This is a genomic window from Micromonospora sp. NPDC005305, from assembly GCF_040607315.1.
Classification (GTDB): domain Bacteria; phylum Actinomycetota; class Actinomycetes; order Mycobacteriales; family Micromonosporaceae; genus Micromonospora.
This window is the reverse complement of the sequence record NZ_JBEXGL010000017.1, coordinates 80666-105141: the sequence shown is the minus strand read 5'-3', so window position 1 is coordinate 105141 and position 24476 is coordinate 80666. Positions and strand designations below refer to the sequence as shown.

Genomic DNA, 24476 nt, shown 5'->3' with positions numbered 1-24476 from the left:
CCCGCCACCGCATTGGGCTGTTCCTGGAGCGAACCTGGCGAGCCCGATGCCGATCAGCCGATCCTGGTCGACCAGAGCGGCTACAACCTCGGCCAGGGCAAGCGGTTCACCGCACCCCGCGCCGTCGACGGCGACCGGTTCCGGATCATCGACGCCGCCGGCACCGTCCGCCACGAGGGCACCGTCCGCGGCCAGATCGGCGACTTCACCGACTTCGACCAGGCCGAGCTCGGACCGTACACGGGGGAGGTGCGGGGCGCGGCCGGGACGGGCCGGTCCGTCCGTTCGGAATCGGCGCCGGCTGGATCGAGCGTGTCTCCTACCGCCGGGCGGTGCAGTTCATGACCGACGTGCGCTGCTACTACGGCGACTTCAGCAGGATGGTTTACGGCGGCACCGATCCGCAGAACTGCTACCTCGGCGTCGGCTGGCGCGACTCAAACCAGATGTCCTTCGAGCTGCCGTCGCTGATCGACATGTACCTGGCCAACCCTTCGGCGTTCACGCAGATCAAGGACCCGCAGGCACGGTACGTGCGGGCGCGGACCGGCTGGTCGGCGGACCCGGCGGCGGGACCCTGCTCGGCGGGCCGGGCACGGACGTCGTCGGCGGCCCCGGCGACGATCGGCTCTATGGCGGCGCTGATCGGGACGTGGTGGTCGGCGGCGGGAGCGACCTGATCGACCAGGACGGCCCGGACGCCTGACCCGGTCGCGGTGCGGTCGCCCGTCAGCCGCCGATGGCCCGCGCCAGCAGCGCGGCCGCGGTCGGGGAGGCCGGTGGTGTCCCCAGGGACGGCGACCACTCCGGCGGCGAGCGCAGTGCCCAGGCCGGCCGCGCCCGCCGGCAAGGCGCCGCGCGGCCGGCTGGCCAGGTAGCCGCCGGCGAATGCGTCGCCCGCGCCTACCGGATCCACCACCGTCGTCGCCGCGCTCGGCAGGTGCATCGCTGTGCCGTCGGCACGGGCGTGGTAGCAACCGTCCGCGCCGGCCTTCAGCACGGTCTCCCGCACCCCGGCGTCGGCCGCGGCGGCGAACACCTCCTCCGGGTCGTCCGGATCGCGTACGCCGAGGACTGGACCGGCCTCGTCGGTGCCGAGCAGCAGCACATCCACGTACGCCAGCCGTGCCCGCACGTCCGCGGCCTGCCGGTCGACGTCGCCGAGCGCGGGACGCAGGTTCGGATCCAACGCCACGGTGATGCCGGCCGGCCCGGCCGCCCGTAGCACCGCGTCGACCGCCGCCCGCGGGCCGGCGCCCAGCGCGAGCGTGATGCCGGAGAGCGCGACCAGCTGCGGCCGCACGGCGAGCAATCGGGCCCCGTCCGACGCGTCCAGGTGCGCGGCCGCCGACCCCGCCCGGTAGTAGTGGACCCGACGCTGCCCGTCCGGCAGCACGTCCTTGAGGTAGAGGCCGGTCGGGTAGGCCGCATCGACCGCCACCAGCGAGGTGTCCACACCGGCCGCCTGGGCCGCCGCCAGGACCCGGACGCCGAGCGGATCAGCGCCCACCCGGCTGCAGAACCCGGCGCGGACGCCGAGCCGCGCGGCGGCCGTGCAGAGGTTCAGCTCGGCGCCCGCGACGTGCACCTCGACGGCTGCGGTGTCGGCGAGCAACTGGCCGGGCGGCGGCTGGAACAACGCCATCGCCTCGCCGAGCCCGACTATCTCCAGGGCCGGCTCACCATGCCCGTCGCGTCACCCGCACCACCCCGCAGCATGGTCAATATCGTGCACAGTGCAGAATATGATGCCGCATGTCGCAAGAAGCTTCCAGGGAGGGTCAACATGGCGGCCGAACCGGGCAGTAACCAGAGCGTCGAACGGGCCCTGACCGTGCTCCGAGCCCTCGCGGCCGGCCGCACCGAACTCCGCGTCTCCGACGTCGCCCGAGCCACCGGACTCGGACTCTCCACCGCCTCTCGGCTCCTCGCCACCCTCGAAGGCATGGGCTTCGCCGACCGCGACCCCGTCAGTGGTCTCTACCGACTCGGACTCGACATGGTCTCGTTCGGCGGCGCGGTGCTCAACAGCCACCCCGTCCACCGCGAGGCCCGGCAGACCGCCCAGGACCTCGCCGCCGAACTCGGCCTCGGCGTCAACGTCGCGGTACGCCGCGGCGACCGGCTCTTCTACCTGCTCAACTTCGAAGGCCGGCAGGCACCCCGCCCGTTCGTCCTGGCCGGACAGTACAACCCACTCCACGCCACCGGGCTCGGCAAGGCACTCCTGACCGGACTGACCGGGGACGAGCGGCGCGCCCTGCTACCCGACGCGGCCATAGGCGCCTACACCCACCGCACCATCACCAGCCACGAACAGCTCGACGAGGAAATCGCCCGCACCCTCGCCCGGGGCTACGCCACCGAGATCGAGGAACTCGCCCTCGGCCGCGCCTGCGTCGCCGCCGCCATCCGCGACAGCTCGGGCGCCGTGGTGGCCGCCCTCTCGGTGTCCGGCGCGCTCTCCGCCATCGACCTGCCCGCCCGGGAAACCGAACTCGTCCGGTCGGTGATCGAGGCGGCCGACTCCGTCAGCATCAACCTCGGGTACGTCGGGCCTGCCCACGTCGTACCCCAGCAGGCGGTCGCCCCCGTGGTCGTGTCATGACCCTCCAGCTCGGCCGCGTCATCGCCATCATCCGGCTCCCCGGCCCCGAGGCCGTCGTCCGCACCGGCCGCGAGCTCGCCGAGGCGGGCCTGGACAGCATCGAGGTCACCCTCACCACGCCCACGGCGCTGGAAGCCGTCGCCGAACTGCGGAACGCGCTGCCCGGCACCTGCGCCGTCGGAGCCGGCAGCGTCCGTACCCCCGGCGACGTGAGCGCCGCCCGTGACGCCGGCGCTCAGTTTCTCGTCACCCCCACCACCCGCGTCGACGTGCTCACCGAGGCGGCTGCCGCCAACCTGCCCGTGGTCTGCGGGGCCCTCACTCCGACCGAGGTTGACATCGCCTGGTCGTCCGGAGCCGCTCTGGTCAAGCTCTTCCCCGCCAGCCACGTCGACCCGGCGTACCTGCGGGAACTGCGTGCCCCACTGCCCGACGTGCGGCTCGCGCCGACCGGCGGAGTCACGCCCGGGTCGGTGGGGGACTGGGCCGCAGCTGGCGCGGTCGCCGTCGGTGCCGGCAGCGCACTGGTCAACCCAAGCGAGGTGGCTGCCGGGGACTGGCCGGCGCTCCGGCGCCGCGCCCGTGCCTTCCTGGACGCCGCCGCAGCGGCATCCTGGCCCAGGTGAGGTCCCGCCTCGGCTCAGCTCGGGAAACCGTCCGCTCGCCGCCCGGACCTGGTGTCGGGGCCCCTGGTCAAGCGCCGGCCAGGGCCCGTACGACGTCCTCGTCGACCGCGATGCCGAGGCCGGCGCCGCGCGGCACGTCGCATCGCCCCCCAACTGGCGTGACCGCGTCCGGGGCGACGGCGGTGAGCGGGTTGGTGCCGACCCAGTGTTCGAGCACCGCGAAGTTCGGCATCGCGGCGGCGCACTGCACGCTGGCGTACCAGTGCACCGCCGAGCCGATGCTGACGTGCGGGGTGGCCTGCGCGCCGAACGCGTCGGCGAGCGCGGCGATGCGCATCGTCTCGGTGATGCCGCCGGCCCGGCACACGTCGGGCTGGAGCACGCGCAGCGCGCCGGCGCGGAGGAACTCCAGCGCCCGGTGCCGGGTGGCCAGGGAGTCCAGGGCGAGGGGGATGTCCAGGCGGGCGGCGAGGGTGGCGTATCCGTCGAGGTCCTCCGGCGGCAGCGGCATCTCGAAGAACCCGACGCCGGCCTCCTGGAGGGCGCGGCCGACCCGCAACGCCTGTGGCACCTCGTACTGGCCGGCGGCGTCGGCGTAGACACCCGCCTGGTCGCCGAACACCTCGCGGACGGTCTGCACGGACGCGATGTCGTCCTCGGGACGGGCGCCGATGGCCACCTTGACCGCGTCGTACCCCAGGTCGCGCAGCCGTTCGGCTTCCTGGCGCACCCTCCGCTGGCCCTCAACGCCGGAGCCGGCGGGTGCGGCGGGTACGCCGGAGGCGTACAGCCGCAGGGTGTTGCGGTAGCGGCCGCCGAGCAGGGTGTGCAGCGGCTGGCCGAGGGTGCGGGCGAACGCGTCCCACAGGGCGATGTCGAGGCCGGCGAGGGCTTCCAGCCAGAAGCCGCTGTCGTGGCCGCGGACCCGCATGCCGGTGTAGACGCGGTCCCAGGTGCGGCCGATCTCGTCGAGGCGGGAGCCGACGGCGAGCGGCGTGATCAGGTCGTCGAGGATCGCGGCGGTGGCGCGGGCCCCGACGGGTGCCTTGGCCTCGCCCCAGCCGACAACTCCGTCGGCGGTCTCGACCCGAACCAGCACGGCGTCGATGGTGTCGCTGTAGACGTAGCGGCGGCGTTCCATCGGCGGGTACTCCACCAGGGCGCTGCCGTGGTCGGCGCTCCACGCGCGGGCGCCCCAGTACGTCTCGGCCGGCTTGGCGCGTACCGCGTAGCTGCGGACGTCGACGACCTTCATCCGTTCTCCTCAGTGGTGGTGCGGTCCAGGGCGGCGTGCAGGAGCGGGGCCTGGCCCCAGGGGAAGACGCCGAGGGCGCGGTAGTGGTAGTCGCGGGCGGTGCCGACGGGCGTCGCCTCGGACACGGCGAGCGCTCCGCCGGTGAGCCTGCGGAGGGTGGCATGCCAGGCGCGGTCGGCCATCGCCCGGTGGGCGGGGTCGACCAGCCCGGCGTTGATTGCGTGCGGCACGACCCAGGCGAGGTACGCGGAGGTGCTCGCCTCGACCGGGGCGTCCGGGTCGTCGACGACCGTGGACCACTCGCCGTCGCGCTCGTGCGCGGCCAGCGCGTCGACCAGGCGGGTGAGTCGCTCGGCGAGCCCGTCGTCGGGGGCGTGGATCAGGGTGTCGGTGAGGCCGAGCAGCGCCCACGCCTGCCCGCGCCCCCAGGCGACGCCGTTGCCCCGTTCGGCCCGGGCGTCGTAGCCGTGTTGGAACAGGCCGTGGGGCAGTTGCAGCGCGTCGGCGTACTCGGTGGCGTAGGTGACGGCCTCGTCGGGGTGGCCCAGCGCGGCGAGGCCGGGTCCGTCGGTGTGCATGCAGTCGACCCAGACCGTTGACGACCAGGGTGGCAGGTCGGGGCGGTGCAGGCGGGGTCCGCCGGGATTGGCCGGTCGGGCGTGCCGGACGGCGGTGAGCCAGCGGCGGCAGGCGTCCGTCACGTCGATGTCGGGTCGGCGGCCGGTGAGGGCGAGCAGTGCCTCGACCGCGATGAGGTGGTCGGTGGGGTCCGGCGGTGCGGTCAGCGACGGCGTGACGAGGTCGACCACTCGCTGGGTGAGGTCGGGGCGGTGCAGCGCGTCGCCGGCGCGGAGCAGGGCGGTGAGCGTACCGCCGATGCCGAAGCCCCAGATCCGCGGCGTGGTGGCGGCGGTCGCGTCCGCGATCGCCGCCACCAGCGGGGTTCCGTGCGCGGTGGTGGTCACTTGATGAGGGCCTGCACCGCCCGGCCGGCCTCGCGCATCGCGTCCGCCGGCTTGCTCTTGCCGACCAGTACGGCTTGGACCTGCTCGGAGATGGCGGTCTCCATCTGGGCGTACTGGGGGTACTTCCAGAACGGGTTCGGGGTGGCGGTGGCGGTGATCCTCTCGCTGAACCGGGAGGTGAAGGCGTCGCTCTTCACCTGCTCGGAGGCGAGTGCCGTCGTGGTGGTGGGCGGCAGGGAGAGGTCCTTGAAGTAGCCGAGGACGGTCTGCTCGTCGGACGTGAGCCACTTCGCGAAGTCGGTGGCGGTGTTGGCGCCCTCGCCCTCGACCACGACGACGGCGTGGCCCCACTGCACGGCCCGCGGCTTGTCGCCGGCGTTCTTCACCGGGCGGGCGATCGGGTCGAGCTTGTCGGCGATGGACTTGTCTGGGGAGCCCTTGACGACGAAGTCGCGGCCGACGATGGCGTCGTCGTACATGGCGGCCTTGCCCTGCGCGAACAGGGTACGCGCGTCGACCCGCTCCACATCTGGAGCGATCAGCTTCTCGTCGTACAGCTTTTTGTACCAGGTGACCGCCTCGATGCTGGCGTCGTCGCCGACGGTGACTTTGCCGCCCTCCAGCAGCGGGCTGCCGAAGGTCTGCATCCAGATGAGGATGTCCTTGAGCTGGGCGACCTTGGTGGACGCGGCGTACGGGATGACGCCGGTGCCCTTGAGCGCCCGCAGCGCGGCCTCGAAGTCGGCGATGGTGGCCGGGGCGGTGGTGATGCCGGCCTTCTGCATCAGGTCCCGGTTGGCGATCAGGCCGATGGCGGCGGTGGTCCAGGGCAGGCCGAACTGCTTGCCCTCGACCTGCCCCGAGGTGAGGGCGGCCTGCGTGTAGCCGGCGTCCTTGGCCACGTTGCCGAGGTCGCGGAGCTTGCCGAGTGCGGCGAGGCCGGCGAGCCAGGCGATGTCCATCTGCGCGGCGCCGGTGAACTGGCCGCCGCGCACCTGGAGCGTGAGCTGGTTGAGGTAGGTGTTATACGCCAGTGGCACGCCGTTGACGGTGACGCCCGCCTTGCTGCCGTACCCGCTCATCAACTGTTCGATCTTGGCCTTGGAGGCGTTGTCGGCCAGGCTCCAGGACGCGAAGGAGAAGTTGGTGGCGGACTTGGCGGTGTCCCCCTTCGGGCCTTCCGCGCTCGGTGCGCAGGAGGCCATGCCGCCGAGGCCGAGGGCGCCGGCGCCGAGTCCGACGAGGCGGAGCATGTCCCTGCGGGACAGGTTGCTGTTCATTTGCTGTACCTCCGGGACGGGTGGGTTTATCCCTTGATGGCGCCGGCGGTGATGCCGCCGACCAGGAACCGTTGCAGCGCGATGAACGCGACCACGACGGGCAGCGACGCGAGCAGCGAGGCGGCCATGAGTTCGGCCCACTGCGCGGTCGCCTCGCCGAGGAACGCGTTGACCAGGCCGGGTGGCAGCGTCGTCTTCTCGCGTCCGGCCAGAGTGAGGGCGAAGATGAAGTCGTTCCAGCCGCGGACGAACGCGAACAGTCCGGCGGCGATGAGGCCGGGCGCCGACAGCGGCAGGATGACCGAGTGGATGGTGCGCAGCCGGGAGGCGCCGTCGACGCGGGCGGCCTCGACGAGGGTGTCGGGAATGGTGTCGAAGAAGCCCTTGAGCATCCAGACGCAGAGCGGCAGCGTGAAGGTGGTGAACGACAGCACCAGCGCGGCGTAGGTGTCGAGCAGGTGGTAGGCGCTGAACAGGGCGTACAGGGTGACCAGCAGCAGCGCCTGGGGGAACATCTGCGAGGACAGCACGAAGTACATGAGGCTGCGCCGGCCGCGGAAGCGGAACTTGGAGAAGGCGTAGCCCATGTATGCCGAGACGATGACGCTCAGCACCGCGGTGACGATGGAAACGATCAGGCTGTTTGCCAGGTAGCGGGCCAGGTCGGGTTCGTCGGCGAGGCGGGCGAAGTTGTCCAGGGTGGGCTCGGTGGGGAAGAACGACGGCGGGTAGCGGAAGGTCTGCTGCGCTGGGGTGAACGCGGTGGCGAGCATCCAGTACACCGGCAGCAGCCCGAAGCCGCCGAGGATGACGACGGCGGTCCAAGCCGCGGCGCGTGAACCGCGGCTCTCCCGTGCGGAGCGCTTGTTCACAGCTGTCCCTCCCGCTCGGACCGGCGGATGTAGAGCGCGACCATGGCGAGCAGCAGCACCATCCAGAGCAGGCCGAGCGCGCCGGCGCGGCCGAGGTCGAAGCCCTGAAAGGCGGTCTCGTAGACCGCGGTGGCGAAGGTTTCGGTGGCGCCGGCGGGGCCGCCGCCGGTCATCACGTAGATCAGGTCGAAGTGCTGGAAGTTCCAGATCAGTTCCAGCAGCAGGACGATGCCGATGATGCCGCGCAGGTGCGGCAGGGTGACGGCGAAGAACCTCTGCACCGCGCCGGCGCCGTCGGTCTCGGCCGCCTCGTGCAGCTCGACGGGTACGGTCTGCAGCCCGGCGAGGAGCATCACCATGATCCATGGGAAGCTTGTCCAGGTCTTGGCGACGATGACGGCCGTCATCGCGGTGCCCGATCCGGCAAGCCAGGCCTGCGGGGCGTCGATCAGGCCGAGGGTCTCCAGCGCGCCGTTGGCGACGCCGTAGTTCGCGTTGAAGATCCACATCCAGAGGAACGACACCACGACGCTGGGCACCAGCCACGGGATGAGCAGCAGGCCGCGGAGAGTGGCCCGGCCCCGGATGCGGGTGTTCAGGGCGAGCGCGAGGGCCAAGCCGACGAGGAACGGTGCGACCGTGGCGCCGACGGTGAAGACCAGGGTCTGCCGCAGCAGCCGCCAGAAGTCGCCGCCGAGCAGGTCGGTGATGTTCTGCAGGCCGACGAAGGTGCGGCCGGGTTCCACCAGGCTCTGCTCGAAGAACGCGGTGACCAGGGAGGCGATCAGCGGGTAGACGACGATCGCGGCGAGCATCGCCAGGGCGGGAAGCATGAGCAGCGCGGCGAACGCGCCGTCGCCGAGCCGCCGCGGCGGCCGGTCGCCGGCCGGCGGGGACGCCGGCACGCGGGCGGTGGTTCCGGGAGGGGCTGTCTCGGTGCTCATCGCACGGCCTGCATCCGGGAAAGGACGCGGTCGGCGGGGCCGAGGTAGCCCAGGCCGGTGCTGATGGCGTCGGCGGCTTCAATGACGATGCGGGACAACTCGGCCTCCCGGGTGTCCAGGGCGATCGCGGAGAGCGGTCCGGAGACCGACAGTGCTGCGCAGACGGTGCCGGTGTGGTCGAGGATCGGTGACGCGATGCAGGCGCGGCCCAGCGACAGTTCCTCGACCTCGGTGGCGTAGCGGCGCTGGGCGGCCTGAGCGACGGCCTCGTCCAGGGCGGCGTGGTCGGTGATGGTGGACGGGGTGTACGCGCGCAGCTCGGGCAGGAGCGCCCGGCGCTGTTCGGGGTCGGTGCCGACGAGCAGGCACTTCCCGATCCCCGTGGCGTGCAGCGGGTTGTGCTGGCCGATGAGGACGAACGACCTCGGGGCGAGGGCGCCCTCGAAGTTGCACAGGTAGAACAGCGTCGCGCCGCTGCGGATGGCCACGTTGGCGCCGAGGCCGAGCTCGGCGGCGAGATTCTGCGCCCGCTGGCGAGCCTCACGGTGCACCGGGTGGCTGTTCAGGGCGACGCCGGCCATCGTGATGAGAGCGGGGCCGAGCTGGTAGAGGCCGCTGACCTGGTCGCGCTGCACGAGGTCGCTGGCCTCCAGTGTGGCCAGCAGGCGGGACGCGGTCGACTGGCCGAGGCCGGCGTGACGGGCGACGTCGGAGACCCGCAGCGCGGGCTGGCCGGCGAGGAAGGCGTTCAGCACGGCGGCCGCCTTCTCGACGCTCTGGTTGGTGCCCTGATCACTCGCCATCCGGCAGCTCCTTCTGGACGTCCCATCCATTGCTGTGTCAGAGTGGCCCTCATGTTGCATCATGTCAACCGCCGATTGCATACGAGTTGCAGAAGCGTGTTGCAGGGGCGCTCCCATGGCATCTGACTATGCACAATCGCCCGTCGATCGGACCGTCGAGCCGTTCGATCGCACCATCGAGCTCGACGGTCGCGGCCACCCGGACGGGCAGCACCTGCTCGGCGCGCCGCTGCCGGTGACGATCGGCAACCACGCGGTGCGCACCGCGGTGCGGCTGCCCGAGCCGCGGCACGGCGCCGATGTCAGCACCGCCGAATTGCGGGTCAACGCGGACGCCGCGCAGTGGTACGCGGTCCGCCTGCGGGTACGCACCGGCGTGCGGTACCTGTCGGTGCTCCGCCACGCCGACGGGCGCGACGAGGTGCTCGCCGACGACATCCTGGCCTTCGACTTCGACCGGTGGCTCCCGGTCGAGGTGACCGTCGTCGACGGCCGGATCACCGTCACGGTCGACGGACGGACCGCGGCGACGACCACCGACCCCGACCCGCTCGAGGGGGGCGCTGTCGGGATCGGGGCCACCGCCACCATTGCCGGCTTCGGCCCGGTCGAGGTGATCGAGCTGGGCCCCCGCACGACACCGGCCACGGGACGTCCGGCCACCGATGTCGACCTGGCCGCCGCAGTGGTCGAGCCGCACACCGCAATCGAGGGCGCCGCGTACCGCCTTGAGGTCGCGAGGGTGCGGTGCGGTGACCGGTCGGGGTACGCCGCGCAGTTGCTGATCCGGGGCGAGCACGGCTGGGAACGCGCCAGCGAGCCGCTCGGCGAGCGGTGGCTGGTGCTGCACGGCGACGGCGGCAGCCGACGCGATCTCCAGCGGACCCTCGACGTGCACCCCGTGTGGTTCGACGCGGTCGAACCGCTCGGCGGGGACGCGGTGCGGCTGCGCGGCGGCGGCGAGCTGTTCACCCTCACGGTCACCTGGCGGTTGGCCGGGCCGCGCCCCCTGGTCGACATCGTGCTGACCCCGCGGGTCGACGGCCGGTTCGTGGTCGTCTACCGAGCGTTCGCCGCCGCGCCGGAGGACGACATCGACGAAGTGCTGTGCGGGCCGTTGCGGCACGCCCGGATGATCGGCGGGCCCGCCTCCGTCGGCCGCGACGAGCTGTTCGCGCCGATGTGCCTGGTCCAGCGCGGCTTCGTCACCGCCGGCCTGTTCGCCCCCGCCGCCGAGCTGCCGTTCGAGTACGAGTCGGCCCGCGGCGACGACGACCAGCCGTTCGGGATGACCTTGCGCGCCCCCGACGGCCGGGTCCAGCCGACCCTCTACGCTCCGCAGTACGGGCGGCGGGCCGACCTGTGCGCCGGCGAGCCGTACCGGTTCACCGTCGGCGTTTACGCCGCCCGCACCGAGCTGTACGGCGCCTACCGTGACCTGCTGCGCGGCGAGTACCGCTACGCCGCATACCGGCGCAACGTCCACGCCTCGCTCACCGAGACGGTCCACCACCTCATCGACCTGATGAAGGCCGGCCGGACCACCGACGACCGGGTCGACTACCAGGGCTCGCCGAGTGGTTGGTGGAGCCACGCCAAGGGGTTCATCGACATCGAGAACGACCAGGCCGTCCGAGCCACCACCACCTCAGTGCTGCTCGGCGCCTATCTGCTGACCGGCGACGACGAGCTGTACGAGACGAGAGCGCTGCCGACGGCCGAGTTCCACCTGTCGCGCAACGGGTACGGCTGGACGCCGAGTGAGGACGCCACGGTCTACGGCGACCCGACGAAGAACATGCTCTGCGGCACCCCCTTCGGTGCGCCCGCCCTCGCCCCGCTGCACACGCTGTCCCGGGGTACCCTCACCGCCGCATGGGATCTGGCGCTGTCCGCCCTGGACGCACAGGACTACTGGCTCAAGCGCACCCCGATGAGCGCGCCACTGGCCGCGTACCGGATGACCCGCGACGCGAAGCTGCGGCAGCAGGCGGAGGAAGCCGCCGACCGGTACGTCGCCGAGGAACTCGACCAGCCGTACGACGGCGAGGCCGACCCGCACGAATTCGCCATCTACTACTGCCGCGCCTGGGTCGACCTGCTGGAGATGTACGAGGAGACGGGCCGACGCCGCTACCTGGACGCCGCGTACGCCGAGGCGAAACGGTTCGTCACCATGGTCTTCGCCCGACCGGTGCCCGACGCCACCGTGACCGTGCCGCAGCGGCCGCTCTTCGTCGACCGGCAGATCGAACTCACCGGCTGGTGGGATCCCGCCGCCCTGTTCCCGTACCCGGTCACCGACGTGCCCCACGAGGAGGTACCGGCCTGGCAGGTGTCCCCGACAGGGCTGAGCATCGAGGCCCTCAATACCTACCGGTTCAACGGGTTCACCCTCAACCCGGCGTGGGCGCCGTTCCTGCTCCGGCTCGCCGCGCACGCCGGCGACGACCTGCTGCGGGACGTGGCGCACAACGCGTTGGTCGGCCGGTTCACGAACTACCCCGGCTACTACTACCGGCAGTTCACCGTGCACCACCTGCGCCCGGAATTTCCCTACACCGGGCCGTTCGGCAACACCACCATCTACTACCACCACGCGCCGGCCCAGCTCGGCATGGCCATCGACTACCTGATCGCCGAGCACGAGACCCGCTCCGGCGGTGCGATCCGCTTCCCGGCCGAGTTCGAGCAGAACTACGTCTGGTTCGCCTACCGCGTCTACGGCCACGCACCCGGCCGCTTCTACGGCGAGGACGGCGTGTGGCTCTGGCTGCCGAAGGGCCTGGTGCGGCTGGACTCGGAGCAGGTCAACTGGATCGCCGCCGAGGGCGGTGACCGACTGTGTCTCAGCCTCACCAATGCCGCCTCGACCGCGACCACGGTGACCGTGACGCTCGACGCGGCACAGGTGCGGATGCGACCCGCCGTGCCGTACCGGGCGACGGTGATCCGCGACGATGGCGCCCCGGAGCAGGCGAGCATGGTGGACCACCGGCTCACCGTCGACGTCTCCGGGCACGGCATCACCGCGGTCGTCATCCACGGCGTCGGCCCGCTCGACGTACCGCTGCACCCCGCCGCCGCCCCGGTCGGCGCGCACCATTTCGGCGATGGCCCGGTCGGTCCGGTGCGGGGGATCCTGATCCCCAAGCCGGATGGCAGCCGCTACCACGCCTACGTGCAGGCGGCCACCCGCGACCCCGCGACGCTGCACTGGTCCCTCGATGGCGGCGCCACCTGGCAGCACCAGCACCGGGCGACCTGTCCGAACGAATGGACCGTGGCGGTGGACGATCTCACCGCCGCGTTCACCTACCGGGTGCAGGTCGGTGAACGGTGGAGCCCACCGAACCGGCTGGCCTGCGGGAAGGAAGCGTGATGCGCGTACGCGAGGTGCACGCCCATGTGCTGAAGGTGCGCGCCGACGAGGCGTACCTGGGGCCGCTACGCGACGGGAACGCCATCGCGGACGGATACCAGGTCCGCGAGCCGTGGCGCAGCCTGTATTCGTCACGGTACGAGACGCTGTTGGTGGAGGTGGTCGCCGAGGACGGCACCACGGGGTGGGGCGAGGCCTTGGCGCCGGTGGCGCCCGAGGTGCCCGCCGCGATCGTCGACCTGCTGCTCTCGCCGGTGCTGCTCGGCATGGACGCGACCGCCCCGCGGCCGGCCTGGCACCGGCTGCGCGACCTGATGCGCGAACGCGGGCACCTGGTCGGCCACCAGGCCGACGCGCTCGCCGCCGTCGACATCGCGCTCTGGGACCTCGCCGGCCGGCTCACCGGGCTCGGCGTCGCCCAACTGCTCGGCGGCGCATTCCGCACCCGGCTGCCCACGTACGTCTCCGGGCTGCCCCGGCCCACGGACCCGCAACGGGCGGCGCTGGCCCGCGACTGGGTCGACCGGGGCGCGACGGCGGTCAAGCTGCACCTCGGTCACGGTGTCGCCGCCGACCTCGCCACCGTCGACGCGGTCCGCGACGCCGCCCCCGACCTGCGGGTCGCGGTCGACGGGCATTGGGCGTACGGGGTTGACGACGCCGTCGGGCTGGCCCGGGGGCTCGCCGAGCGGGGTGCCTGGTTCCTGGAGGCACCCCTGGCACCGGAGGACATCGCCGGGCACGCCGAGCTGGCTGCCCGCGGCACGCTGCCGGTCGCGGTCGGTGAGGCGCTGCGCAACCGGTACGAGTTCGCGCAATGGCTGGACGCCCGGGCGCTGCGGATCGCCCAGCCGGACGTGGCCCGCACCGGCATCACCGAGGCGATGGCGATCGCCGAACTGTGCGCCGCCCGACACGTGCCCGTGGCGCCGCACCACTCGGTCGGCATGGGTGTCTCCCTCGCCGCCGGCCTGCATCTCGCCGCGGCGGTCGCCGACCTCGCCGCGTTCGAGTACCAGCCGACCTCCACCGAGGTCGGATCCCGCATCCTCACCGGGCCGGTGCCCGTGCACCCGGCCGCGTTCGATCTGCCCGCGGGACCCGGTCTCGGTGTCGACGTCGACGTCGAGACGGTTCGCGCCCTGGCCAAGGAGTCCTGAGTGACCCACACCGTGCACGGCCTCGTGCCGATCCTCGCCACCCCGTTCGGGCCCGACGGCGCCCTCGACCTGCCTAGCCTGCGCCGACTCACCGAGTTCCAACTCGCCAGCGGCGTCACCGGCGTCGCCGTCTTCGGCATGGCCAGCGAAGGCTTCGCGCTCACCACCGAGGAGCGGGCCCGGATCCTCACCACCGTCACCGAGGTGGTCGCCGCCGCGGTCCCGGTCGTCGCCGGGATCAACGGCACGTCGACGGTGACCGCGATCGAACAGGCCGGCGCCGCGGTGGCCGGCGGCGCGTCCGCGCTGATGGTGCTTCCTCCGTTCATGGTGAAGCCGACCCCCGACCAGCTGCTCACCTTCTACGGCGACGTGGCCGCCGCCGCCAAAGTCGAGGTGATGGTCCAGGACGCGCCCGGCGCCACCGGCGTCACGATGCCGCCCACCCTCATCGCCGAGCTCGGCAAGCTCGACGGCATCACCTCCGTCAAGGTGGAATCGCCGCCCACCGCGCCCAAGGTGGCCGCGGTGGTCGCCGCCCGCGCCGACGACCGCTTCGCCGTGCTCGGCGGCCAGAACGCCCAGTTCTGCCTGGAGGAGTACGCCCGCGGCGCCATCGGCACCATGCCCGCCTGCGAGTTCCCCGACCTGCTCGGCCCGGTACTCGCAGACTGGCAGGCCGGCCGGCACGCCGATGCCCGCGCGGAGTTCGCCCGGCTGCTGCCGCTGATCCTGTTCGGCCTTCAGCAGGGCATCGCCTGGGCGGTGCACAAGGAGGTGCTGGTACGGCGCGGCCTCATCGCTGACGCCACGGTACGCTCGCCGGCCCGCCCGCTCGACCCGGCCAGCCGCGACTCGCTCGCCACGATCCTCGCCGACCTCGGACTTGCCCGGTGAGCGGACGCGGCATCCTCGTCATCGGTGCCTCCTCGCCGATCGGCACCGCGATCGCCCGCGCCTTCACCGATTCCGGCGATCGCGTGGTGGGCGTCTCCCTTGAACAGCACAGCGACCCCGCCTTTGCGGCCGAGCTGACGGCCGACTGCGCCGACCCGGACGCTGCGGCCCGCGCCGTCGCCGATGCCCACCGCACCCTCGGACAGCTCGACGTGGTGGTGCCCGCCGCCGCGGTCATGCCCGTCGCCGCGGCGACGCGGACCACCGACGCGCAGTGGCGGGCGGCCCTCGACGCGACCCTCGGCTCGATGTTCTACGTCGTCCGCGCGGCCCTGCCTCTGCTGCCGCGCGGCGGCGCCGTCGTCGCGGTCAGCTCCGTCAACGCCACCCTCGCCGCGCCCGGCCTGCCCGGCTACGCGGCCGCGAAGGCCGGCGTGGAGGGACTCGTCCGCCAGCTCGCCCTCGAGTACGGTCCCGCGGGCATCCGCGTCAACGCCGTGGCCCCCGGCATGATCGGCAAGGCCGATCTGCCCTCGGTCACCGAAGGCTATCCACTGCGGCGGGTCGGCCGACCCGACGATGTCGCCGCCGCCGTGACATTCCTCGCCTCTGCGGCGGCGGACTTCATCACCGGCGTGGTTCTGCCCGTTGACGGTGGCCTGTCGATCGCCTCTCCGGCGGCGTGGCTCCGCCCCGACCTGCGGGCGAGATGGCTGTGACAACCGAGGACTGGTCGGTGCTGGGCGACCTGCGCTGTGAGCTGGGGGAGTGCCCGGTCTGGGACGAGACTTCTGCCCGCCTGTACCTGGTGGATATCAGCGGCCAACGGGTCTGGACCCTCGATCCCATGGCTGGCACCGCCTCCGGCGCGACCTGCGACCGGCCGGTCACCGCCCTGGTGCCGCGGGCCGGCGGGGGATGGCTCGGCGTCTCCGGGCGGGACGTCGGCGCCCTCGACCCGGACGACGGAGCCTTCCAACCGCTGCTGTCCCTACCCGGGCCGTCCGACCTGGCACTGAACGACGCGGTGTGCGGGCGCGACGGCAACCTCTACGTCGGTTCGATCGACCGGACCCGGGCCGAACGCGCCGCCTTGTACGTGGTGGAGCCGGGCCTTAACCATCGCGTCCTCGCCGGGCAGGTGGGCGCGTCCAACGGCGTCGACACCAGCCCGGACGGGCGCCTGCTCTACCACGCTGACAGCTTCGCCGACACGGTCACCGCCTACGGGCCGCACGGCCGATCGGTTGCCGCCGTGCGGATTGCGCACCCCGACGGGATTGCCGTCGACGCCGACGGCGGAGTCTGGGTGGCCTCGTGGGGATCTGGCATGCTGTTCCGCTATACGCCCGACCTCGCTCCGGACCGCGCGCTGTGCGTGCCCGCGCCGCTGGTCACGAGCGTGTCATTCGGCGGTCCTGGCTATCGGTGGATGTTCGTCACGACCGCAAGGTCGGACGGCGCCGAGCTGTCCGGAGCCGTGTTCACCGCGGACCTCGGCGTAGCCGGTCTTCCGCCCGCCCGCTTCGACGTGCAGCGCTGACGGCCGCGCCTTCGACGACTAGGTGTTCTTGCCCAGAGAAAGGTTGGGGAGGCGGCTGGCGGGTGGGCTGAGCAGGACGGGTAGCGGAACTTGCCGGCGCGGAGGAAGTCGGTGAGCGCGCGCCGAGGGTTTCGCCGGAACGGGCTCCGGCGCAACCGCATCCGGGCCGGGAGCGGGCACGGGACCCATCTCAAAGGCGTTGGAGTAGTCACGCGAGGAGGCCGATACGAGCTTGGCCAGCGCGACCGCACCTCCGTCGTCACCGACAGCAGTTGCGCCGCCGTGTCGGGCCGCTGGTACAGCCCATACGACGGCGCCATCTGGTGCGCCGCCTCCGATGTCGACATCGGCCACGTCGTGCCTCTCGCCGAGGCGTGGCGGTTCGGTGCCGCCGGGTGGACCACCACCCGGCGGCAGAGCTTCGCCAACGACTTGAACCAGCCGCAGCTGATTGCCGTTACTGACAACGTCAGCCAAGCCAAGGGCGAGCAGTACCCGTCCACCTGGCAGTCGTCCCTGTCGAGGGCTGGCACAACACCCGCCGACGGCACTGCACTCTCGGCTACCTCGGCCCCGCCGCCAACGAAGCCGCCGCCCCCATCACGGGCAGTATGGTGGCCTGACACCACACACCGACCCTGTCCGTCACAGCGGGTCAACCCAGTCGTCGGCATTCGCCGGATCTAGGTTGGGAGACGTCCCCGTAACCTCGAGGAGGCCTGGTGGCAGCTTCGACCGGCAGTGACGGGCGGGCGGCGCCAACCATCTACGATGTGGCGCGAGCGGCGGGCGTTGCCGCGTCGACGGTGTCCCGGGCATTCGCCCGCCCGGGGCGGGTCAACGCCGACACCGCCGGGCGGATCCGCAGGATCGCGCTGGAGATGGGCTACCGCGCCAATCCCGTCGCTCGCGCGCTGCTCAGCGGGCGTTCCTCGATGATCGCGCTGGCCATCTCCGACATCACCAACCCGTACTACTTCGAGATCATCCGTGGTGCTCAGGCGGCGGCGATGGGGGCCGGCTACACGATGCTGCTCGTTGACGCGCAGGAGTCCGACCAGCTCGAGCGGGAGGCGTTGGACCGGGCCGTCCAGACGGTGGAGGGCATCGTGCTGGCCAGCACCCGGATGTCCGACACTTCGATCCGGATGACGGCCAAGCTCCGGCCGCTGATCGTGCTCAACCGGGCCGTCGCGGGTGTGCCGTCGGTGGTGACCGATCACCGGCGCGGCATGCGGCAGGCCGTGGATCACCTGCACGGCCTTGGTCACAGCCAGATCACCTATCTGGCCGGGCCGGAGGCGGCGTGGTCGGACGGGATCCGCTGGCGGGCGTTACGTGAGGCCACGGTCGAACTGGGCCTGCGACTGCACCGTCTCGGCCCGTATCCGCCCACCGTGCTCGGCGGTGTCGCCGCTGCGGACGACTTCTGGCGACGACCGACCAGCGCGGTCATCGCCTACAACGACCTGATGGCCCTGGGACTGCTGCGCGGCCTCTCGACCGTCGGCCTGCGGGTACCGCAGGACGTCAGCGTCGTTGGGTTCGACAACATCTTTGGTACCGACCTGGTCACGCCCGGCTTGACCACTCTCGCCGCGCCGCTGCACCTCCTTGGCCGTACCGCCGTACAGGGCCTGCTCGCTCTCATCTCCGGCGCCCAGCCGCCGGTCGATAAACCGGTCACGATTCCGACCCACCTGGTGGTCCGCGCTTCCACGGGTCAACGGCGCCCGGCCCGGATTGCACCCCCCGCTGACTAGGCGGAACTCCCTGGCCCGCAGCAAGACGGTCGGCCGGGATCACCACCGGATAGGCTAGGCCGGACCCCGGAGCGGACCGCCACCGGCGCGGTAGCAGCTGAGTGTGAGCGGCCGCCGACTGCCGCGCCCACTGCCCACGATGTGTGGATGTCGAGTGCTGACCTCCAGCAGACCTCACCTCCGGGTGCGACCCGTGACCTCGATCCCGACCGGCTGCTCCCGGCGGATCCGGGCGTTCGACGCCCATCCGGCCGGAAGGTACGGCAGCGTCACCGCCTCTGGCCTCTTGGCAAGGGCCAGGGCAACTCACGGCAACTGATGGTCTGCGGGCCCGCCGCGGAACTACGGTCACGTGCGACTCCTTCTCGCGGTCGGCGAGCCGACGCTGCCGGGCAGATCGAAGGTAGAGGTCGAAAATCGTGATGAACGCCAGCCGCACGACATTTCTGGGAAGCGCTCTGACGGCGCTGGTGCTGTCCATCGCCCCACCCGCCTTTGCCGCAGGCGGGCAGCTGCCTGACGCGGTGCCCGCACCGGTCAGCCGCGCCACTGCCCCGGATTCCGTGTCCGTCGTCCCCTCGGCAGAGGGCGTCCACATCCTTGACATCTCGAGCAACACGATCACCCTGGCTTCCGGTGACACGTTCATTTACACCGTGGACACTCCAGAGGGTCAGGGACGCACCACGCTCGAGGTCAACTCGGTGGACCAGCTGCTCAAGGAAATCACCGCCAAGGACGGGTCCACACAGACCTACACGGTCGAGGACTCGCAGGGTGCTCAGAAGCGGCCCACGGACCGTGTCGTGCCGGGCGACGTCCTCACCGTGACCGCAGGACACAAGACACACCACTACACCATCGAGATCGTCAAGGGCGCCGTACGCGGCCGGCTCGAGCTGCAACAAAAAGAGATCACGGCGAATGCCAATTCCGACGTGGTCGTGAACTTCACCGCCGGTATGAGAAGTCCCGCCACCGACGTGCGCGTGAAGGTGCCACGGGGAATCCGCGCCACGATGGACAACACGACTGTCAACGTCATCGGGCGGGGAGAGGTCAAACTGTCCGGGCTCGCGACGCAGTCGGTCGGCAGGGTCGGAGCGGGCTACCGGTTCCAGAGGGTGGGGACGGCCACGATCGAGGGCCTTAAAGACGGCGGCCAGATCATCACGTTCCATGGGCTCGACCTCAGGCCGTCGAACGGTGTCGACCTGCAGATCCGGTTCACGCACGTCTCGGTCAAGCAAGGCAGCTACTCGTTCGAAGCCTCCTACACCACCTCGGAGCCCGAGGAGCTAACGAGCCCGGCAGCCGCGGCCACCCTCCAGGTCGTCAGGACCGTCAGCGACCTCCACAGGGTGCTGGACAAGAGCCTGACCTACCGGGAAACCCCGGACACCTACACGAAGGCGCGATTCCGGTGGACGACGCCTGAGCACGCGGCGTCCGTCAGGTTGCTGCAGTCGACGGACCGGGGCGCAACCTGGACGCAGAGCAGGGCCACGGTCGACGCCCGCGCCGGCCAGGTGGACGTCGAGGACCTGACACCGGACACCGAGTACAACTTCAAGCTGGACGTCAGAGGCGGTCGGACCAACGGCGAGTCGAACGTCGCTTGGTTCTACACCGGCAAGCTGAACGCCAGGCTGATGGGGGCCAAGGGCGACGGGCTCGCCGACGACACCGATGCGATCAATCGGGCGATCCGCTACCTCAACGACATCGGCGGCGGGACGTTGCTGTTCGACAACGGCACGTTCAACGTCCGGACCGTGCATCTGCTGAGCAACGTCTACCTGTATGTCGACAAGGACGCGACCATCTCCGCGATCAAGGGCGCCGACGCGCCTGAGGCCCTGTACTTCTCCGACAAGGCCTATCGCTCGGGTACGTCGCCGACCGACCCGGGGCCCTACGAGGATCCCGAGAACTACACGACCAAGCAGGATGTCGGCCACACCTACTTCCGGAACAGCATGTTCTTCGGTGAGAGGGTGGACAACATCAAGATCATCGGGAACGGCCGGATCACGGGCAACGGCAACATCGTGACCACCGACAAGGTCATGGACAATGCCCCGGATCTCAGGGCCGACAAGATGGTGACCCTGAAGCTCAGCACCAACGTCGAGTTCGGCGGGCTCAACAACGGCTTGGACCTCTGGTACGAGGAGACCGACTCACCCACGACCGACCAGCCGTACTACATCAAGAGCCTGACCAAGGACGGCACAACCGAGTCGAAGCAGACAGACATCAGCAACATGCTGAAGGTCGACAACGCCGGACACTTCGCCCTTCTGGCCACCGGCACGGACCACATCAACACGCACGACTTCTACTACGACAAGGGCAAGGGCGGCCAAGCCCGGGACGTCTTCGACTTCATGCAGAGCAGCTACGTCACCGCCAAGAACATCTACGCCAAGGGGACATCCGACGACATCGTCAAGCCCGGTAGCGACTCCTCCCTAGGGTTCACCAGGCCGGCGACCGACTTCTACGTCCGGAACGTCATCGGCGACACGAACTGCAACCTCTTCCAGATCGGAAGCGAGACAGCCGACGACATCAGGAACGCCTACGTCGACAACATCTATGTGCTGGCCGGCAACAAGGCCGGTTTCTCCATCTCCACGAACGACGGCGCGACCGTCGAGAACATCTACCTGAACTCGGGTAGGACCGGGCCGGTCCACCACCAGGCGCAGATGCGACGCACACGGGCACCCTTCTTCATCTCGATCTCCAACCGCGGCCGGGTGATCGGCGGGCAGGCGCAGCGAACGAAGTTCATGGAAAACGGCGTGCAGCGGGACGAGTTGCTCAGCACCAACGTCAACATCGGCCATGTCCGCAACGTCCACATCAAGGACGTCAACATCGAAGAGGTCTACGGGGGCAGCCAGTACAGCGACCCCTCGAAGCGGTGGGTCCCCTACACCAACCAGAACAAGGCGACGCCGATCATCGCCGGCTACAAGGTCGGGGAGGGCGGACCGGCCCTCCCGGACGGTCGCAGCATCGGCTACGTCGAGAACGTCACGTTCGAGAATGTGAACCTGCTGGTCAAAGGCGGCAACAGCTACGAGGACTCGCAGATCAGCCCTCCGGAGCTGGGCGTGGGCAAGTACAACGTCGCTGACTTCGGGGTGCAGCCCTCCTACGGGTTCTGGGCGAGGCACGTGCAGGGGTTGAGCCTCAAGAACGTGACGACGAACTTCGAGAGCAACGACGACCGCTACGCGTTCGTGCTCGACGACGTCAAGAACGCGGAGCTCGACGGTCTGACGATGGTGAGGGGAACGAACAACCCCAGCGTCATCCAACTGAAAAACGCCAGCAACATCACCCTGCGTGACTCCGCCTTCTACGACGGCACCTGGGGGCAAGAACTGACCCCCCTGCAAGACCTCACCAACGTGACGGTGCCGGACGCCCAAGCCTATCCGCCGAGCGTGAAAGACCCGCACAACATCGCCATCCAGCTCAAGCGGAGCGGGCACGAGAACGTGACGGGCTTGGACACCCAGTCGAGGGTCGTCACGACGGTGCTTGGATCCACGGTGGCCGACCTGACCACGCAGATCGAGTCGACGGACGGCACCGCCCAGACGTATGCGATCGCCGATCCCGACGGCAGGCCGAGGAGCGCGGACGCGTCGCTCGACACCGGGGACACCCTGGTCGTCACGGCGCAAGACGGCACAACGCGAGCGCAGTACCGGATAGTCGTCACACCTGACTTGGTGATCGAGGGGGAGTCGCAGCTCGGCTCGGTCGAGAGGAGCATCCCCAGCATCACCCTGTCGACCTCCTCGACGAACGGGAGGACGTACCTGCAGACCAGCTCGGTGCCCGCCGGGGAGTGGATCCAGTTCCTGGTCGATGTTCCCATCGCGGGCAACTACGACGTCTCGTACCAGTACAAGACGAACACGGCCGGGAGGGCGACGGTCCAGGCGTACGTGGACGGCGCCGCGAGAGGGGCGGCGGTCGACCAGAACAGCTCGACGGCCAACCAATACGTCCCGGTGAACCTGGGGCGGCTCACCTTCGCGGAGGCCGGGCAGCATCCGGTCCGCTTTGAGGCCGTGAGATCAGGGTCGATCGTCATCGACTACATCAAGCTCACGAGGGTGGGCGCACAGGGAGGTTCCGCGGCCCATAGCCAGGCGTAGCCCGTGTTGGGAACGTTCTGTGTCGATCCTGGCACACGAACCGCATCCCAACGGCATCGCCAGTCCGTTGGCTCTCGCTACCCGGGGCGCCAGTTGCAGGCCACGGTTGATGGCGACCATGGATGTCCGGTTGCCGTCGCCCCTCGGACACAAACCATTACCCCACGGTGCTCGCTGAGATCCACTGAGGCGTGCACCGTTTGCGTTCCCGGCTGGTAGGTGAGCCAAGGGCCAAGCGGGCGGTGGCGTTACACCGATCCTTCGACAGACCGATCGTTTTCACGCATCAAGTGAAGCCACGATGTACGCATCTGTGAGACTCGCGGTGGCGGTCCTGGTTGGACTGGTGCCAGGATCGGTGTCGGGTGATCTCCACGGTCAGGTCGATGTCGTCCCCGGTTGCCACTGGCGCTGCAGCGACGAGGGCGTGCCCGACCGGCAGTGGGGGGTGTCGGCGGTGTTGCCGACAGCGGCCGGCGGGGCTCGGGAATGGTGTTGGTCAGCGCCGGCGGAAGCCGCAGAGGCAGCTGCTCCTCGGCAGGCTAGGCGGTGAACCGTCGGCCGGGGACGCAGGCACTGGTGCGGCCGTCGCGTGTTGTATTCGTGCCGGGAGACGTCGATGGCGGCCCGGCTTCCTCCGGGGTGGCCCAGACCTCAGTGTCGTCGAGGAGCTCCCGTTGCAGGGTCTGGTGGAACCGCTCGACCTTGCCAAGTGGTGGCTGAGCGGGGCTCGGTCAGCCGGTGGGTGATGCCGCTTCTCCCGGCCGATCCGGTTGAACGTCACCTTCCCGCCGCCTCGGCCGAACAGGGCCGTGAACTGTTTGCCGTTGGCCCGCCATTTCTCCCGGCCGGGGGGCCTTGAGCTGCCGCTACCGATGTTTGGGTGCCGCGGCCTCGAGGTCGGCGATGCTCCCGGACATGATCGTGCGGATGTGCTCGGTGATGTGCTGATGTGGCCAGTCCCACCAGGCGAGCGCCAGAAGGCGGGTGATGTCCTCCTCGCTGTAGCGGCGGCGGATGAGCCTGCCCGGGTTGCCACCGATGATGCCGTAATCGGGGACGTCATCGACGACGACGGATTCGGAAGCGATGATCGCTCCGTTGCCGATACGGACGCCGGGCATCACCGTGGCGCGGTGTCCGAACCAGACGTCGTTGCCCACCACCGTGTCACCCCGTCCAGGTAGGCCGGTGATGAGATCGAAGTGCTTGACCCACGAACCACCCATGATCGGGAAAGGGAAGGTCGAAGGGCCGTCCATGCGGTGGTTGGCGCCGTTCATGATGAAGCGCACGCCCTCGCCCAGTGCGCAGAACTTCCCGATGATCAGCTTCTCCGGCCCGTAGTGATACAGCACGTTGCGGGTCTCGAAGGCAGTCGGATCATCCGGGTCGTCGTAGTAGGAGAACTCTCCGACCTCGATCAGCGGAGAGGTGACCAGCGGCTTCAGCAGCACCACACGCGGCTGCTCGGGCATCGGGTGCAGCACGTTCGGATCGGCGGGAACATCTGGCATCACGAGTTGCCTCCTCTCGGTCGCAAAGTGATGTGTGACGTAAGCATGATCGCAAGCCCCGCACCGGCTGTCACCAGATCAAGATCGTCAAGTCGGACGTGTCACGTACGTCCCGAGACCGATCCGCCACGGGCGCGTCCCGAAACGTCAGTTGGGACCGCTGGCGGGCGCGTAGACGCCGGCACGGGCGGCTGCCACTGCCGCCTCGGCGGCCCGGTCCGCTGCAGCCGCGTCAACGGGATCTCCGCTGATGAGCAAGCGGTAATAAAGGGGTGCCGAGACGGCGCGGACAACTTCGGCGGCATCCGTACCTGGCGGCAGCTCCGCGCGCTGTACGGCCTGCTCAACGCAGGGAGCCCATTCGGCCCCTCGTGTCGGTGGATTCCAGGTCATGGCCACGGTGCCGGCGGTGAAGGCGTTGTCGGCGGTGGAGGTGTTGCTGTCCAGCTTGGGCGCCAGCTCCTCGTAGCGGATCTTCTTCCGCCGAGCGAGCGGCTTGACGTGGTCGTCGGGAGCGAGCTGCACGGTCGTGCCCCGGTTGCGGCCGTTGCCTTGGTCGCAGTACTCCTGGTTAAGGGCGACGGTCCACTGCTTCAGGATCCGTAGAGTGCGGCGCCGGAAACCGTGCTGGCCCACCTGCCCTGGATCCTGCTGGCCGGCCAACCGCCGGGCTCAAC

General features: G+C 70.4%; 19 protein-coding genes and 2 pseudogenes. 12 read left to right on the top strand and 9 right to left on the bottom strand.

Annotated elements, in window-relative coordinates:
- The first annotated feature begins 12 nt into the window (after positions 1 to 12).
- Entirely contained in the window at positions 13 to 345 is a 333-nt protein-coding gene (locus ABZS80_RS24715) for a hypothetical protein (RefSeq protein ID WP_355059396.1), read from the top strand.
- On the top strand, positions 302 to 706 hold the full coding sequence (locus ABZS80_RS24710; RefSeq protein WP_355059453.1) for a hypothetical protein: 405 nt from the start codon (positions 302 to 304) through the stop codon (positions 704 to 706). The genes ABZS80_RS24715 and ABZS80_RS24710 overlap by 44 nt, the downstream gene beginning before the upstream one ends.
- A gap of 72 nt (positions 707 to 778) precedes the next feature.
- Here the strand turns inward: ABZS80_RS24710 and ABZS80_RS24705 are convergent.
- Positions 779 to 1645, bottom strand: a pseudogene (locus ABZS80_RS24705) (sugar kinase); the annotation flags it as partial.
- Positions 1646 to 1786: 141 nt separating this feature from the next.
- On the opposite strand from ABZS80_RS24705, the gene ABZS80_RS24700 reads away from it, so the two are divergent.
- Entirely contained in the window at positions 1787 to 2608 is an 822-nt protein-coding gene (locus tag ABZS80_RS24700; RefSeq protein ID WP_355059394.1) for an IclR family transcriptional regulator, read from the top strand.
- Positions 2605 to 3234, top strand: coding sequence for a bifunctional 4-hydroxy-2-oxoglutarate aldolase/2-dehydro-3-deoxy-phosphogluconate aldolase (locus ABZS80_RS24695; RefSeq protein WP_355059392.1), 630 nt, complete (start codon positions 2605 to 2607; stop codon positions 3232 to 3234). Before ABZS80_RS24700 ends, ABZS80_RS24695 begins: the two co-directional genes overlap by 4 nt.
- Before the next feature lie 67 nt (positions 3235 to 3301).
- On the opposite strand, the gene ABZS80_RS24690 is transcribed toward ABZS80_RS24695, so the two are convergent.
- Genes ABZS80_RS24690 through ABZS80_RS24665 form a run of 6 tightly spaced genes read right to left on the bottom strand, consistent with a single transcriptional unit; the run spans position 3302 to position 9353 of the window.
- A complete protein-coding gene (locus ABZS80_RS24690) occupies positions 3302 to 4489 on the bottom strand; it encodes a mandelate racemase/muconate lactonizing enzyme family protein (RefSeq protein ID WP_355059390.1) in 1188 nt (395 codons plus the stop codon).
- Positions 4486 to 5454: a glycoside hydrolase family 88 protein gene (locus ABZS80_RS24685; RefSeq protein ID WP_355059388.1), complete on the bottom strand. Its 969-nt coding sequence runs from the start codon at positions 5452 to 5454 to the stop codon at positions 4486 to 4488. Before ABZS80_RS24685 ends, ABZS80_RS24690 begins: the two co-directional genes overlap by 4 nt.
- The gene (locus tag ABZS80_RS24680; protein ID WP_355059386.1) at positions 5451 to 6734 is read right to left on the bottom strand and encodes an extracellular solute-binding protein; all 1284 of its coding nucleotides are present in this window, start codon (positions 6732 to 6734) and stop codon (positions 5451 to 5453) included. Before ABZS80_RS24680 ends, ABZS80_RS24685 begins: the two co-directional genes overlap by 4 nt.
- 26 nt (positions 6735 to 6760) lie before the next feature.
- The gene (locus ABZS80_RS24675; protein ID WP_355059384.1) at positions 6761 to 7606 is read right to left on the bottom strand and encodes a carbohydrate ABC transporter permease; all 846 of its coding nucleotides are present in this window, start codon (positions 7604 to 7606) and stop codon (positions 6761 to 6763) included.
- Positions 7603 to 8550, bottom strand: coding sequence for a sugar ABC transporter permease (locus ABZS80_RS24670; protein ID WP_355059382.1), 948 nt, complete (start codon positions 8548 to 8550; stop codon positions 7603 to 7605). Before ABZS80_RS24670 ends, ABZS80_RS24675 begins: the two co-directional genes overlap by 4 nt.
- A complete protein-coding gene (locus tag ABZS80_RS24665) occupies positions 8547 to 9353 on the bottom strand; it encodes an IclR family transcriptional regulator (protein ID WP_355059380.1) in 807 nt (268 codons plus the stop codon). Before ABZS80_RS24665 ends, ABZS80_RS24670 begins: the two co-directional genes overlap by 4 nt.
- Positions 9354 to 9468: 115 nt before the next feature.
- Here ABZS80_RS24665 and ABZS80_RS24660 point away from each other — a divergent pair, with 115 nt between their 5' ends.
- From ABZS80_RS24660 to ABZS80_RS24625, 8 genes and pseudogenes are all read left to right on the top strand, one after another.
- Positions 9469 to 12735 (top strand): hypothetical protein, encoded by a 3267-nt coding sequence (locus tag ABZS80_RS24660; RefSeq protein ID WP_355059378.1) that lies wholly within the window; start codon positions 9469 to 9471, stop codon positions 12733 to 12735.
- Entirely contained in the window at positions 12735 to 13895 is a 1161-nt protein-coding gene (locus ABZS80_RS24655) for a mandelate racemase/muconate lactonizing enzyme family protein (RefSeq protein WP_355059376.1), read from the top strand. The genes ABZS80_RS24660 and ABZS80_RS24655 overlap by 1 nt, the downstream gene beginning before the upstream one ends.
- Positions 13896 to 14792 (top strand): dihydrodipicolinate synthase family protein, encoded by an 897-nt coding sequence (locus tag ABZS80_RS24650; RefSeq protein ID WP_355059374.1) that lies wholly within the window; start codon positions 13896 to 13898, stop codon positions 14790 to 14792.
- Positions 14789 to 15511 (top strand): SDR family oxidoreductase, encoded by a 723-nt coding sequence (locus ABZS80_RS24645; RefSeq protein WP_355059372.1) that lies wholly within the window; start codon positions 14789 to 14791, stop codon positions 15509 to 15511. The genes ABZS80_RS24650 and ABZS80_RS24645 overlap by 4 nt, the downstream gene beginning before the upstream one ends.
- Entirely contained in the window at positions 15508 to 16335 is an 828-nt protein-coding gene (locus tag ABZS80_RS24640) for an SMP-30/gluconolactonase/LRE family protein (RefSeq protein ID WP_355059370.1), read from the top strand. Before ABZS80_RS24645 ends, ABZS80_RS24640 begins: the two co-directional genes overlap by 4 nt.
- Before the next feature lie 231 nt (positions 16336 to 16566).
- A pseudogene (locus ABZS80_RS24635) lies at positions 16567 to 16845 on the top strand (hypothetical protein); the annotation flags it as partial.
- A 212-nt stretch (positions 16846 to 17057) separates the two neighbouring features.
- A complete protein-coding gene (locus tag ABZS80_RS24630; protein WP_355059369.1) occupies positions 17058 to 18098 on the top strand; it encodes a LacI family DNA-binding transcriptional regulator in 1041 nt (346 codons plus the stop codon).
- 422 nt (positions 18099 to 18520) lie between these two features.
- A complete protein-coding gene (locus ABZS80_RS24625) occupies positions 18521 to 22282 on the top strand; it encodes a carbohydrate-binding domain-containing protein (RefSeq protein WP_355059452.1) in 3762 nt (1253 codons plus the stop codon).
- A gap of 869 nt (positions 22283 to 23151) precedes the next feature.
- Here the strand turns inward: ABZS80_RS24625 and ABZS80_RS24620 are convergent.
- Together ABZS80_RS24620 and ABZS80_RS24615 are read right to left on the bottom strand one after the other, a co-directional pair.
- On the bottom strand, positions 23152 to 23799 hold the full coding sequence (locus tag ABZS80_RS24620) for a CatB-related O-acetyltransferase (RefSeq protein WP_355059451.1): 648 nt from the start codon (positions 23797 to 23799) through the stop codon (positions 23152 to 23154).
- A gap of 147 nt (positions 23800 to 23946) precedes the next feature.
- Positions 23947 to 24435, bottom strand: a complete 489-nt coding sequence (locus ABZS80_RS24615; RefSeq protein WP_355059367.1) for a TetR-like C-terminal domain-containing protein — start codon at positions 24433 to 24435, stop codon at positions 23947 to 23949.
- Between the last annotated feature and the right edge of the window lie 41 nt (positions 24436 to 24476).